This is a genomic window from Synechococcus sp. MIT S9452 (assembly GCF_047304245.1).
Taxonomy (GTDB): Bacteria; Cyanobacteriota; Cyanobacteriia; order PCC-6307; family Cyanobiaceae; genus RCC307.
Map to the genome: position 1 here is coordinate 2,199,591 of NZ_CP138956.1, position 11,889 is coordinate 2,211,479.

Annotated in this window: 15 protein-coding genes; 7 read left to right on the forward strand and 8 right to left on the reverse strand. The window is 62.3% G+C overall.

What is annotated here, in order from left to right:
- Window positions 1-55: 55 nt before the first annotated feature.
- The gene (locus tag SIB46_RS11760; RefSeq protein WP_413296310.1) at window positions 56-511 is read left to right on the forward strand and encodes a 30S ribosomal protein PSRP-3; all 456 of its coding nucleotides are present in this window, start codon (window positions 56-58) and stop codon (window positions 509-511) included.
- Window positions 512-650: 139 nt separating this feature from the next.
- Here the strand turns inward: SIB46_RS11760 and atpC are convergent, their stop codons facing one another.
- Both atpC and atpD read right to left on the reverse strand, forming a co-directional pair.
- A complete protein-coding gene (gene atpC / locus SIB46_RS11765) occupies window positions 651-1,058 on the reverse strand; it encodes an ATP synthase F1 subunit epsilon (RefSeq protein ID WP_011936278.1) in 408 nt (135 codons plus the stop codon).
- A 34-nt stretch (window positions 1,059-1,092) separates the two neighbouring features.
- Window positions 1,093-2,559: a F0F1 ATP synthase subunit beta gene (gene atpD / locus SIB46_RS11770; protein WP_413296311.1), complete on the reverse strand. Its 1,467-nt coding sequence runs from the start codon at window positions 2,557-2,559 to the stop codon at window positions 1,093-1,095.
- A 212-nt stretch (window positions 2,560-2,771) separates the two neighbouring features.
- Between atpD and groES the strand changes: the two genes are divergently transcribed.
- Window positions 2,772-3,083: a co-chaperone GroES gene (gene groES / locus SIB46_RS11775; RefSeq protein WP_413296312.1), complete on the forward strand. Its 312-nt coding sequence runs from the start codon at window positions 2,772-2,774 to the stop codon at window positions 3,081-3,083.
- A gap of 44 nt (window positions 3,084-3,127) precedes the next feature.
- Window positions 3,128-4,771: a chaperonin GroEL gene (gene groL / locus SIB46_RS11780; protein WP_413296313.1), complete on the forward strand. Its 1,644-nt coding sequence runs from the start codon at window positions 3,128-3,130 to the stop codon at window positions 4,769-4,771.
- A 105-nt stretch (window positions 4,772-4,876) separates the two neighbouring features.
- On the opposite strand, the gene secG is transcribed toward groL, so the two are convergent.
- Both secG and gpmI read right to left on the reverse strand, forming a co-directional pair.
- Window positions 4,877-5,107: a preprotein translocase subunit SecG gene (secG, locus tag SIB46_RS11785; RefSeq protein ID WP_413296314.1), complete on the reverse strand. Its 231-nt coding sequence runs from the start codon at window positions 5,105-5,107 to the stop codon at window positions 4,877-4,879.
- Window positions 5,108-5,121: 14 nt separating this feature from the next.
- Window positions 5,122-6,678, reverse strand: coding sequence for a 2,3-bisphosphoglycerate-independent phosphoglycerate mutase (gene gpmI / locus SIB46_RS11790; protein WP_413297787.1), 1,557 nt, complete (start codon window positions 6,676-6,678; stop codon window positions 5,122-5,124).
- Window positions 6,679-6,854: 176 nt separating this feature from the next.
- On the opposite strand from gpmI, the gene pyrR reads away from it, so the two are divergent.
- Window positions 6,855-7,430 (forward strand): bifunctional pyr operon transcriptional regulator/uracil phosphoribosyltransferase PyrR, encoded by a 576-nt coding sequence (pyrR, locus tag SIB46_RS11795; RefSeq protein WP_413296315.1) that lies wholly within the window; start codon window positions 6,855-6,857, stop codon window positions 7,428-7,430.
- Here pyrR and SIB46_RS11800 read toward each other — a convergent pair.
- Genes SIB46_RS11800 through SIB46_RS11810 form a run of 3 tightly spaced genes read right to left on the reverse strand, consistent with a single transcriptional unit; the run spans window position 7,423 to window position 10,043 of the window.
- The gene (locus SIB46_RS11800; protein WP_413296316.1) at window positions 7,423-7,644 is read right to left on the reverse strand and encodes a ferredoxin-thioredoxin reductase variable chain; all 222 of its coding nucleotides are present in this window, start codon (window positions 7,642-7,644) and stop codon (window positions 7,423-7,425) included. The two genes, pyrR and SIB46_RS11800, sit on opposite strands and share 8 nt — an antisense overlap.
- Before the next feature lie 33 nt (window positions 7,645-7,677).
- Window positions 7,678-8,526, reverse strand: a complete 849-nt coding sequence (locus tag SIB46_RS11805; RefSeq protein WP_413296317.1) for a hypothetical protein — start codon at window positions 8,524-8,526, stop codon at window positions 7,678-7,680.
- A complete protein-coding gene (locus SIB46_RS11810) occupies window positions 8,523-10,043 on the reverse strand; it encodes an Hsp70 family protein (protein WP_413296318.1) in 1,521 nt (506 codons plus the stop codon). Before SIB46_RS11810 ends, SIB46_RS11805 begins: the two co-directional genes overlap by 4 nt.
- Window positions 10,044-10,138: 95 nt before the next feature.
- Between SIB46_RS11810 and SIB46_RS11815 the strand changes: the two genes are divergently transcribed.
- Genes SIB46_RS11815 through SIB46_RS11825 form a run of 3 tightly spaced genes read left to right on the forward strand, consistent with a single transcriptional unit; the run spans window position 10,139 to window position 11,088 of the window.
- Entirely contained in the window at window positions 10,139-10,441 is a 303-nt protein-coding gene (locus SIB46_RS11815) for a hypothetical protein (RefSeq protein ID WP_413296319.1), read from the forward strand.
- 54 nt (window positions 10,442-10,495) lie between these two features.
- Window positions 10,496-10,726, forward strand: a complete 231-nt coding sequence (locus SIB46_RS11820) for a DNA-directed RNA polymerase subunit omega (protein WP_043737209.1) — start codon at window positions 10,496-10,498, stop codon at window positions 10,724-10,726.
- The gene (locus tag SIB46_RS11825) at window positions 10,726-11,088 is read left to right on the forward strand and encodes a DUF1818 family protein (RefSeq protein WP_413296320.1); all 363 of its coding nucleotides are present in this window, start codon (window positions 10,726-10,728) and stop codon (window positions 11,086-11,088) included. Before SIB46_RS11820 ends, SIB46_RS11825 begins: the two co-directional genes overlap by 1 nt.
- Here SIB46_RS11825 and SIB46_RS11830 read toward each other — a convergent pair.
- Window positions 11,085-11,858 carry a hypothetical protein gene (locus tag SIB46_RS11830; protein ID WP_413296321.1) on the reverse strand — a complete coding sequence of 258 codons (774 nt, stop codon included), beginning with the start codon at window positions 11,856-11,858 and terminating at the stop codon, window positions 11,085-11,087. The two genes, SIB46_RS11825 and SIB46_RS11830, sit on opposite strands and share 4 nt — an antisense overlap.
- Window positions 11,859-11,889: the final 31 nt, after the last annotated feature.

Genomic DNA, 11,889 nt, shown 5'->3' on the forward strand with positions numbered 1-11,889 from the left:
TGCCTGCCCCGCCAGGTCTTTCGCTGTACCTCCCTTGAGCACCGAAACGAGCCCCGTGACTGAAACCGAGACCGCAGCTGCGCCAAGCGAGGAGGCAAGCCAAGGCACGGCTTCCACCGCTGCCGGCAGCATGAAGACCGCCACGGAGCATCTGGCCCGCTCCACGGTGGATGCTGATGGTGTCCCCAGTGGTTACACCCCGAAAGCTGACGAAGGCCGCTTTCTGCTGAAGATCCTTTGGCTGCCTGAGAACGTTGCTCTGGCCGTTGACCAAATCGTTGGTGGTGGCCCCAGCCCGTTAACCGCTTACTTCTTCTGGCCCCGTGAAGACGCCTGGGAAACTCTCAAAAGCGTGCTGGAGAGCAAGAGCTGGATCACCGAAAACGAGCGCGTTGAGGTTCTCAATAAAGCCACTGAGGTGATCAACTACTGGCAGGAGGAAGGCAAAGGCAAGAGCCTTGATGAGGCCAAGCTCAAGTTCCCTGAAGTCACCTTCTGCGGTACGGCCTGATTGGTTGTCCAGTTGTTGTGTTGAATCCAGCCGGGGCTTGAAGCCCCGGTTTTTTTGTGCCTATTTTTCCCAAAAAAAGCACAAAAAAAGACGGCCCGAAGGCCGTCTTGATGGTTGATGAACTGGAACGTGGTGTCGTTCAGTTCGCCTTCGTGGCTTGCAGGCGAGCGCGCGCTTTTTGAAAGGCTTGCTGGGCTTTGATCTTGTCAGGACTGTTGGGCTGACCATCAAATTTGCTCCAAGCCTGCTCAGCTTCGCTGAGTTGCTTTTGGGCTTCTTCAGCGTTGATGCCGCTAGCGGGCTCGGCGGCATTGACGAGCACGCTGACTTCGTCGTCGTCGACTTCAGCAAAGCCACCCATCAGGGCGATGGCGGTCCATTGGTTGCCATCACGCATCCGCAGCACACCCACATCGAGGGCGGTGAGCAAGGAGACGTGACCAGGAAGCACACCGAGCTGACCGGTGGTGCTGGGCAGGATGACTTCGTCAGCCTGACCGTCGAAGACGTTCTGATCGGGGCAAAGCACCCGCAGAGTTAGGGCCATGGATTGAAAACCTCAGAAACGGGGAAGGAGGGGGTCAACCCTTGGCTTCAGAGCGGATCTTCTCGGCTTTGGCCTTGACCTGATCGATGTTGCCCACCAGATAGAAGGCCGCTTCAGGCAGATCATCCAGCTCGCCAGAGAGGATCATTTGGAAGCCCTTGATGGTCTCATCGAGCTTCACGTATTGGCCAGGCATTCCGGTGAAGATCTCAGCCACGAAGAACGGCTGGGACAGGAACTTCTCAACCTTGCGGGCACGGTCCACGGTCAGACGGTCGTCTTCCGAGAGTTCGTCCAGACCCAGAATCGCAATGATGTCCTGGAGCTCCTTGTAGCGCTGCAGGGTGGACTGCACAGCGCGGGCGGTCTTGTAGTGCTCATCGCCCACAACGGCGGGCTGGAGCATGGTGCTGGTGGAATCCAGGGGGTCCACAGCGGGATAGATGCCCTTGGAGGCCAGGCCGCGGCTCAACACGGTGGTGGCGTCGAGGTGGGCGAAGGTGGTGGCTGGTGCCGGGTCAGTCAGGTCGTCAGCAGGGACGTAGACGGCCTGAATGGAGGTGATGGAACCCTCGAGGGTGGAGGTGATGCGCTCCTGCAACTCACCCACGTCGGTGCCCAGGGTGGGCTGGTAGCCCACAGCGGACGGCATGCGGCCGAGCAGAGCGGACACCTCAGAGCCGGCCTGCACAAAGCGGAAGATGTTGTCGACGAACAGCAGCACGTCCTGCTTGTTCACGTCACGGAAGTGCTCCGCCATGGTCAGAGCGGAGAGACCCACGCGCATGCGGGCGCCGGGGGGCTCGTTCATCTGGCCGTAGCAGAGGGCCACCTTCGACTTGGAGAGGTCATCGGCGTTGATCACGCCGGAGTCCTTGAATTCCTCGTAGAGGTCATTGCCTTCACGGGTGCGCTCACCCACGCCGCCGAACACGGACACACCACCGTGCTCTTTGGCGATGTTGTTGATCAGTTCCTGAATCAACACGGTCTTGCCCACGCCGGCACCGCCGAACAGGCCGACCTTGCCGCCCTGGCGATAGGGAGCCAGCAGGTCGATCACCTTGATGCCCGTCTCGAACACCTTGGGCTTTGTTTCCAGGTCGGTGAGCTTGGGGGCGCTGCGGTGGATGGGAGCGGTGGCGTCTGTTTTGACGGGACCCTGCTCGTCGACGGGCTCGCCGAGCACGTTCATGATTCGGCCCAGGGTGCCTTCGCCAACGGGTACAGAGATCGGAGCGCCGGTGTCGAGGGCTTCCATGCCACGCACCAGGCCGTCGGTGCCACTCATGGCCACTGCGCGGATGCGGTGATCACCAAGAAGCTGCTGGACTTCAGCAGTCAGAGCAATCTCTTGTCCTGCAGTGTTTTTACCCTCGATCCGCAGAGCGTTGTAGATGCGAGGCAGCTTGCCGGCGGGGAATTCAACGTCGAGCACAGGGCCAATGACCTGGCGGACGACTCCTTTCGTACCGGATTTGGCTTTTGCTGCTGCGGCCATGGGTTAAAGCGTTGGGGCGGAAAGGCAGCGCCTTTCGGGCCGGCAAACCTTACCACTGCAGATGCGCTCTTTTAGGGGAGGTTCGGGGAACCGTCCATCTGTCCCAATTGCGACACGGAACGTCACAGGGATACGTTGGCACTCGAGGGCTGTGAGTGCCAAATCGGTGCTGCAGGCTCTCGCCACCAAGCTCTGAGAACAACCATCCACGTATGGCTGCCGTATCCCTCAGCGTGTCCACCGTGAAGCCTCTCGGTGACCGCATCTTCATCAAGGTCTCTGCCTCCGACGAGAAAACCGCCGGCGGCATCCTTCTCCCTGACACCGCCCAGGAAAAGCCCCAAGTGGGCGAAGTCGTCCAGGTCGGCGCTGGTAAGCGCAACGACGACGGAAGCCGCCAGGCTCCCGAAGTGAGCATTGGCGACAAGGTTCTGTATTCCAAGTACGCCGGCACCGACATCAAGCTCGGCAGCGATGAGTACGTGCTGCTCAGCGAGAAGGACATCCTGGCGGTCGTCTCCTGACCACGACGCTGAGTCCTTAAACGCTCCCTTTATTTCCTCCCCCCATGGCCAAGCGCATCATTTACAACGAGCAGGCTCGCCGCGCTCTTGAAAAAGGCATCGACATCCTCACCGAGTCGGTTGCTGTCACCCTCGGCCCCAAGGGCCGCAACGTGGTGCTCGAGAAGAAGTTCGGAGCTCCTCAGATCATTAACGACGGCGTCACCATCGCCAAGGAGATCGAACTCGAGGATCACATCGAGAACACTGGTGTGTCCCTGATCCGTCAGGCCGCATCCAAAACCAACGACGCCGCTGGCGACGGCACCACCACCGCCACCGTCTTGGCTCACGCCATGGTCAAGGCTGGTCTGCGCAACGTGGCTGCTGGCGCCAATGCCATCTCCCTCAAGCGCGGCATTGATCAGGCCGCTGTGTTCCTCGTGGGCAAGATCGAGGAGAACGCCAAGCCGATCACCGACAACAACTCGATTGCTCAGGTGGGTGCCATCTCCGCCGGTAACGACGACGAAGTCGGCAAGATGATCGCCGACGCCATGGAGAAGGTCGGCAAAGAGGGCGTGATCTCCCTGGAAGAAGGCAAGTCCATGACCACCGAACTGGAGGTCACCGAGGGCATGCGCTTCGACAAGGGCTACATCTCCCCTTATTTCGCTACCGACACCGACCGCATGGAAGCGGTGCTGGAAGAGCCCTACATCCTGCTGACCGACAAGAAAATCGGCCTGGTGCAGGACCTGGTGCCCGTGCTGGAGGCCATCGCCCGCACCGGCAAGCCTCTGCTGATCATTGCCGAGGACATCGAGAAGGAAGCCCTGGCCACCTTGGTGGTGAACCGCCTGCGCGGCGTTCTGAATGTGGCTGCCGTCAAGGCCCCCGGCTTCGGCGATCGCCGCAAGGCCATGCTCGAAGACATGGCTGTGCTTACCGCTGGTCAGCTGATCACTGAGGACGCTGGCCTCAAGATCGAAAACGCCAAGATCGAGATGCTGGGCACCGCCCGCCGCATCACGATCAATAAGGACACCACCACCATCGTTGCCGAAGGCAATGAGGTGGCCGTGAAGGCGCGCTGCGAGCAGATCCGCAAGCAGATGGACGAAACCGAGTCCACCTACGACAAGGAGAAGCTGCAGGAGCGTCTGGCCAAGCTGGCCGGTGGCGTGGCCGTGGTGAAGGTGGGTGCTGCCACCGAAACCGAGATGAAGGACAAGAAGCTCCGCCTCGAGGACGCCATCAACGCCACCAAGGCGGCTGTTGAAGAAGGTATCGTCCCCGGTGGTGGCACCACCCTGGCTCACCTGGCTCCTGCTCTGAGCGAGTGGGCCAACCAGAACCTCAGTGGTGAAGAGCTGATTGGCGCCAACATCGTGGCTCAGGCCCTCGATGCTCCCCTCAAGCGCATCGCTGAAAACGCTGGTGCTAACGGCTCCGTCGTGGCTGAGAACGTGCGCCATAAGCCCTTCAGCGAGGGCTTCAACGCCGCCTCCAACGAGTACGTCGACATGCTGGGCGCCGGCATCATCGACCCCGCCAAGGTGACTCGCTCTGGCCTGCAAAATGCCGCGTCCATCGCTGGCATGGTGCTGACCACCGAGTGCATCGTGGTTGACCTTCCCGAGAAGAAGGAAGCAGCTCCTGCCGGTGGCGGCATGGGTGGCGGTATGGGTGGCGACTTCGACTATTGATCTCGCCAGGGGGCCTGCGGGCCCCCACCGCTTTGCCAAACAAAAGCCCCCGCCTCGGCGGGGGCTTTTTTATGCCTTCAGGACTTGGTGGGAGAGGGGGAATGCTCAGTTGAGCCAGCCGCCACTGAGGATCACCGCTAACCCCAAAAATGTGATCAGCAGGGTCCAGGTGATGCGATTGAGGGTTGCCTCGGCGCTGCGAGCGCTGGTGAACATCGAGCCACCACTGGAGGCGATCCCTCCCATGCCATCGCCCTTGGGGCTATGCAGCAACACCGAGATGATCAAGATGATGCCGCTGGCCGACCAGATGTAACTCAGGGTGGTTTGAAGCATCGCTCGCGCTGGGGTCAGACCAATGTACGGCCCCCAATGGTGGCTGTGCTGGCCACCAGGCTTTGGCCGCTCATGGCCGCGGGCACTGGGATGTTCAGCAGCTGCAGCAAGGTGGGAGCGATATCCGCCAGGCCACCATCACTCCGCAGCTGCACATCGCCGCCGAGTCCTGCCAATTTGCGCTTTTCCCCTTCCACCAGCACAAAGGGCACTGGATTGGTGGTGTGGGCGGTCCATGGCCGTTGATCAGGTCCTTGCATCACTTCGGCGTTGCCGTGATCAGCGGTGATTAGCAGGGTGCCTCCCATCTGGCCTGTGGCATCCAAGATCCGTCCGATGCAGCGATCCACGCAGCCAATGGCCTCTACGGTCGCCTCCATGTCACCGGTGTGCCCGACCATGTCGGGATTGGCGTAATTGATCACCACCAGCGAATAGATCCCCTTCTTGATCGCTGCTACGCAGCCGTCGGTTAGCTCATCGGCTGACATGTGGGGCGACTGGTCGTAGGTGGCCACCTTCGGGGAGGGCACCAAGTGGCGGTCTTCCCCAGGGAAGGGCTTTTCCATCCCGCCGTTGAGGAAGTAGGTGACGTGGGGATATTTCTCAGTCTCCGCTGTGCGGAACTGGCGCAGCCCGGCGCGAGCCACCACTTCACCCAGCAGATCGTCGAGCGATTCGGGTGGGAAGGCCACGGCCACCGGCAGGGTTTTGTCGTACTGGGTGAAGGTGACCACCGGCAGGGGGCTAATCAGCTGACGCTCAAAGCCTTGGAAACTGGAGTTCACAAATGCTGCGGTCAGCTGCCGCATCCGATCGGGGCGGAAGTTGAACAGCACCAGGGCGTCGTTGGCCTCAATCAGCTCCGGCGCGAAGCGAACTGGCTCCAGGAATTCATCGCTGGTGCCATCGCTGTGGGCTGCTTTCACCACATCCAGCGGTGAGGCGCTGCTGATGGGGCTGGCTTCGGTCAGCAGGCGGTAGGCCTTCTCAACGCGTTCCCAGCGGTTATCGCGGTCCATGGCCCAGTAGCGGCCACAGAGGGTGGTTAGTTGCCCAATGCGGGCCTGCTGGATTTGCTGATCGAGGGTTTGCAGGTAGCCCGGTGAGCTGTCGGTAGGGGTGTCGCGCCCGTCGGTGATGCCGTGGATGCACACCTGTTGGATGCCAGCTGCCGCCGCCCAGCGCAGCAGGCCGCCCAGGTGGTTGATGTGGCTATGAACGCCCCCATCCGAGAGCAGCCCCAGGAGGTGTAAGCGGCCGCCTGAAGCTTTGAGATCCGAGGCCAGGGCCTGCAGGGCAGCGTTCTCGCCGAGCTGATTGGTTTGAACGGCCTGGCTGATGCGCACCAGTTCCTGGCGAATCACACGCCCAGCACCGATGGTGAGGTGGCCGACCTCGGAGTTGCCCATCTGGCCGTCAGGCAGGCCCACATGGGCGCCACTGGCCTCAATCAGGGTGTGGGGATAGGCGTGCCACAAGGCATCCATGATCGGTGTGGATGCACTGTGGATGGCGTTGTGCTGCTGCTCCGGCGTGTTTCCCCAGCCGTCAAGCACAGCCAGTACCACTGGTGCCACCGGTGGTAACGAGGATTTTTTCAGACTCTGATCAGCGCTTGGGGGAGAAGTCGCCGTCAACCGATCGCTCCCGTCATCTGATGGCAAATTACATCCCGCCGGCGTGAGAACCCACTTCGGCAAGGCCCCGGTCAGGCTTTGCCCATCACCTCCACTAACCTGAATCCATGAGCCGTGGATCACTGCCAACCGAGGCCTGTGAGCGGCGAACCCTGCTCGATCCGCAGGACCTGCAGCGCACAATTGCCCGATTGTGCTCCCAAGTTTTGGAGTCAGCAGGCGACAGCCAACGCTTGCTGCTGCTGGGAATTCCCACCCGGGGCGCGGCACTGGCGCGCGTGTTGGCCGCTGAGTTGGAGCGGGAGCTCGGCCACCCCGTGGATCAAGGGGTGCTGGATCCCACCTTTCACAGAGACGACCTGGAGCGGGTTGGCACGCGCCTGGCTGAGCCCACGGCACTGCCGGTGCCGGTGGAAGGTCGGGAGATCGTTTTGGTGGATGACGTGGTGTTCACAGGTCGGACGGTGCGAGCAGCCCTGGAGGCTTTGCACACCTGGGGCCGTCCCGCCTGCGTGAAATTGCTGGCCATGGTGGATCGCGGCCACCGGGAGCTGCCGATTCAGCCGGATTTTGTCGGCCGCGTGGTGCCCACCAGCCGCCATGAGTTCATCCACCTGATGCTGCAAGAAGTGGACGGGGAAGAGGGGGTTGTGCTGCTGCGTCCGCTGCAGGACATCAGCTGATCGCTTCGAGCTCCTCGGCGCGGAAGTGGGCCTTATAGCGGCCAAAGGCCACGATCACCGGCAGGGTTGGGCTGATGGTGCGGCCCTTCCACTCGTTCAGTACGGTGGCCACATCGCCCTCTTGGCCCTGCATGTCAAAGGCCTGGCCGCGATGTTCTGGATGGGTGAACACCACCACAGACTCCTTCACCCGGACACGGTCACCCTGCTGCATGGCTGCGGCTCTCAAGCCAGCACATCCTGTCACTCAACGTTGGCAGCTGCTCTCTGGTCCCTGTTCCAAGACCTGCCCGCCCAGTTCGCTGCAGCCCAGTTCGAATGCCTGCCAGGCGCTTAATCCCAACGAGAGGTGACGCTGCACGGCGGCATCGAGTTCGGTGTCGGAGATCGGTTGATCACCGCTGTCGCGGTGGCTGTCCTTGGGTTGATTGCTGCGCTGCATCGCGGCGGCTTGGCGACTGACATCGGTGCGCAGGCTCAAGGCTTTGCGCTGCCACCAGGGGTGGTTCAGCTGATTGAGCTGATCCAAGGCTTCCCACCAATCCTCGCCAGCAGCGGCACTGGCCGCCTGGCTGTAGGCGTAGCGGTTGGCGGCCCAGTGGTCCTCCAACGTGGCGTGGAGCTGCTGCCCATCGGTAAAGCGGGTCTCGCCACTGCGTTTCAGCAGGGCCATGGCCTGGCGGGCCTCACCGCGCTGGTAGGCCTCCATGGCTTGGCGTTGGATCTGCTGGCGCCATTGCTGCAGCCGCCGCTCTTCGACAGCTGGATTGCCGCTGCGCAGCACCAGTTCGCGCTGTTGGTCCAGGGCTAACCGCAGCCGTTCTTGCTCCCAGTTGCGGCTGGCTTGCGTGCGCAGGCAGCCCGCCACGATGGCCTGCTCCTCGCTGTTGAGCTTGCGCAGGGCCGCCAGTTGTTCCCCCAGCCTTAAACAGGTATCGAGTTGGTCGTTCTCCACCGCTTGCGCCAGGCGGGCCGGCAGCTGGCTCTGCCACCAGAGCAACGACAGCACCACGGCCCCCACCAGGCTGATGGAGCTCCAGATCCAAACCTTGGGTAGTCGCGAGCGGCGCGGCGACACCGGGGGAGGGCAAGTCACTCCACAATGCCGAGGATTTGGCGGGAGAGTTGTTGCTCGCCAACAAGATCAAACCCCTCCAGCCAAAGCTGCCGCTCGGCATCGACCCCGAAGCGCAGCCGCAGGCAGTCTTGACCTTCTTGAGCGCCCGCCGGCAGCGGGATCTGCAACGCCGGTTGGTTCCAGGGCCGCACGCTGGCCTCGCCGGCCTCCTGATTGCGGAGCACCGGCAGCCCATCGACAAACACCACCTCGGCCCTCGATTCACCGCTCGGGGTGCCCAGTTGCACTTCAACGCAGGCCTGATCACCGCGGCTGGCAAGTACCAGCTCCAGGGGTTGCGGGGTGGGCCAGGCTTGCCCGGGCAAAAACAGCGGATGCCAGCGCTGGTTTTGCAGCCTCCGGTCCCAGCAGCGCAGGCTGATGCCGTGTTGCAGCACATCCATCACCTGCAGGGCTGGTGTCATGGCCAAGGCGCCGAGCACAACCGCTTGCAGGGGTTGGGTCACCAGAAGCTCTGTTTTCGGTAAGCGGCGCTGCAGCCACTGCTGCACCCAGGGCAGTGCGCTGCCGCCACCGACGGCCATCACCGCATCGATGGAATCGAGGGATTCGCCGGCCCGCCGCGCTGCCGCCTCCACTTCATTGAGCAGGCCATCCAAGAGCGGCTCTAAGCCGGCGGCATCCAGCACCTTGTTGAGCTCCCGCCGGCTGCCTTGCAACGGGCGCGGGCCTGCCTCGCTTTCCAGCACCACTTGAGCGCTGGTTGTGTCGCTCAAGGCGCATTTGAGTGCCTCAGCCGCGTTCAACCAGGCCTGTGGAGCTGGTTCTGGTGCGCCCAAAGCTTTGGCCCACCAGCGATCGATCATGCGGCCGCCAAGGCTGATCCCCGCTTTGCCCAGCACCTTGGCGGTGCGCTGGGATTGCCCTTGGCGCTCCGGTAAGGAGCGGCCCGCAAAGCGCAGCAGCTGGGCCATGGGCATGGCACGGCCTTCGCCCCCCTCCAGCCTGACCAGCGCCAGATCGGTGGTGCCTGCGCCGATGTCGAGAACCAGCACCAGGCTCCCGGGCGACAGGCCTGCGCCGAGGGCCGCCGCGGTGGGTTCATCCACCAGGGCCACTTCCTCTATGGCGAGGCACTCGGCCCACTGCTGCAGCCAGCGCCGATACCCCGCGAAGCCCTGCACCGGTGCGGTCAGCACCAGCCGTTGGGGCTCGATGGCCTGCGGCAACCGTTGCCAAATGCCTTGAAGCAAGGCATCAGCGGCCTGCTCAGCTGTGGTTGGGGCATTGCTTTGCCCGAGCATTGCTTTGAAATCCCGCAGGCAATCGGCTTCGCTGCCGGCTTCGATTACTTGTTGCCCCAACAGCCAGCGGCTGCCGCCGCTGGGGCTCACCAGGCTTGGAATGCTGGCATCGCTTGTGGAGCGGCTCAGGGGCGGTAAAGCCAGCACTTCCCCAGGGCTGCCGGGTGCGGCTTGCCAGCCCACCAGGGTGCTTGAGCTGCCCAGGTCGATGGCAAGGGTCCCCTGGCTCAAGGCAAATCCTTTCCTGAATGCTGAAACCATTGCAGAAAGTACGGCCATCCACACCCTGCGCGGTTCACATTGAGATCAATGAGTCCGGGTGTGAGATGGCTGGCGAGCGCTTGTTGCGGGCTGTGCTCTCGTTTTATCGGGAGGAAGCCGACGATCTCGCCCGGCTCGAGCCGTTGCTCAGTTGCCGCCTCAGCCGCGGCTGGTCGGCCTTGCGGATTGATTGCAGCGACCGTCTCCACCTTGAGCAGATCAACGAGTTGGTTCCGCTGCTGCGGGCTCCGTTGGATGCGCTGCAGTTGGTGCGTCAGATCCGCTTGATGGCCCCAGGCGTGCCTGATCGCATTTATCCGGTGCGGGTTCCCCAGCTGCATGACGGACAGGCCTCAACAGCAGAGTGACGGGAGCGCCGAGATAGGATTGAGGATCCGTAGGACGGTTTGAGCCGCAGCTCGATGTATCTCACCCAGCAACCGGAAGCCAAGGATCTTGCCAAGCGCGGTGAGAGCTTGATTCGGAAGTCGAGCAATCGTTACTTGACCACTGTCCGCGTTGCCTTTCGCGCCAAGCAGCGCCGCTTTGATGACTTTGAAGGGTTGCTCGACGACTCGATGGTGAAGCCTGTGCAGCGCGCCATCATCGAGCTCAGTGATGAGCAAGATCAGCCTGATCTTCTGCCTGGTTGATGCAGGCGGAGGGAGCGGGTTGGCGCTTGGCCGTCGATCCATCCCGCGATGGTTACCAGGCCTTAATCGGTGGAGAGGGTTGGGCGATTGAGCTCAGCCTCGATGAGCTCGCCTCGCTGAGTTCGCTATGCCTGCGCCTGCAGGAGCAGCATCTGGCCCTCGCCGATCAGTTAATGGCCGAAGAAGCCATCGAGATCTCTTTGGAGCAGGGCCCCTGGTGGTTGGAGCTCAGCGGTGATCGCGAGTGCTGGGGTCTGCGCTTTGTATTGACCTCTTCAGTCGGCCGCAGCGCCGAGGGTATGTGGAATACGCCGGCCAGCGCTGAACTGTGTTTGGCACTGGCCAAAGCCGGCAGTTTTTAGTTGGCCTGCAAAAAGCCGGTGCGGTTGTCGCTGCCGAAGAGGTGTTGGTAAGCCGCTACCAGGCTGCAGATCACAACCGGTGCTGCCACTAGCAGCCCCACGCCAAAGATCAGCACGCCCAGCAACACAATCAGGACCATCAAGGCGCCAAAGCCCAGCACGCCAAAAAACTGAGGATCCACGCCCTGGCGCCCTGCTTGGAACGCTGGCACTGGGCCATCGCCGCGGGCAATCACCAGCGGCAAGTGGAACATTTGGGTGACGCCCACATAAATCATCACCAGCAAGCCAGCCAGCAAGGGCAAGGCGCTGAGTTCGAAGCGGATCAGGCTCAGCAGCGCTCCGGAGAGCCCCGCGATGATCAAGATCACGATATTGACGCCAAGCAGAAGCAAGGCCATCAGGAACAGCCGTCCCATGGCTGCTCCATCCCAGCGGAAGAAATCGTCCCAGCTGGGTTTGCGGCCCGACAGCGCAATCCAGGCGCCGCGAAACAGCCCGATATTCATCCACAGGCTGACCAGGACGTTGAGCACCAGCCCGATGACCACCACAAGGCCCCAGCCGATGGCGCCAAAGCCTTCGCTATCGCCGCCATTGCTGCCCAGATCTTGCAGCCATTGGGTGAAAAAGGTGAGCACCAAGCCCAGCAGGGTGAAGCCCACAAACACCCAGGGGGCGCGGGCAAAGGCTTGCCAGCCGCGGCTGATCGAGCCGCCAATCGGCAGCGGTGCTGTTGAGCCGGCCGCTGTCATCTCGTCATCCCGCACTTGGGCGGAAATTAGCCCTGCTCCACAGCTG

What these genes read in the sequence shown, in the direction of transcription:
- atpC (WP_011936278.1), bottom strand. Translation starts at nt 1,058, where the DNA reads ATGGCCCTAACTCTGCGGGTGCTTTGCCCCGATCAGAACGTCTTCGAC.
- atpD (WP_413296311.1), bottom strand. Translation starts at nt 2,559, where the DNA reads ATGGCCGCAGCAGCAAAAGCCAAATCCGGTACGAAAGGAGTCGTCCGC.
- groES (WP_413296312.1), top strand. Translation starts at nt 2,772, where the DNA reads ATGGCTGCCGTATCCCTCAGCGTGTCCACCGTGAAGCCTCTCGGTGAC.
- groL (WP_413296313.1), top strand. Translation starts at nt 3,128, where the DNA reads ATGGCCAAGCGCATCATTTACAACGAGCAGGCTCGCCGCGCTCTTGAA.
- secG (WP_413296314.1), bottom strand. Translation starts at nt 5,107, where the DNA reads ATGCTTCAAACCACCCTGAGTTACATCTGGTCGGCCAGCGGCATCATC.
- pyrR (WP_413296315.1), top strand. Translation starts at nt 6,855, where the DNA reads ATGAGCCGTGGATCACTGCCAACCGAGGCCTGTGAGCGGCGAACCCTG.
- SIB46_RS11800 (WP_413296316.1), bottom strand. Translation starts at nt 7,644, where the DNA reads ATGCAGCAGGGTGACCGTGTCCGGGTGAAGGAGTCTGTGGTGGTGTTC.
- SIB46_RS11815 (WP_413296319.1), top strand. Translation starts at nt 10,139, where the DNA reads ATGGCTGGCGAGCGCTTGTTGCGGGCTGTGCTCTCGTTTTATCGGGAG.
- SIB46_RS11820 (WP_043737209.1), top strand. Translation starts at nt 10,496, where the DNA reads ATGTATCTCACCCAGCAACCGGAAGCCAAGGATCTTGCCAAGCGCGGT.
- SIB46_RS11825 (WP_413296320.1), top strand. Translation starts at nt 10,726, where the DNA reads ATGCAGGCGGAGGGAGCGGGTTGGCGCTTGGCCGTCGATCCATCCCGC.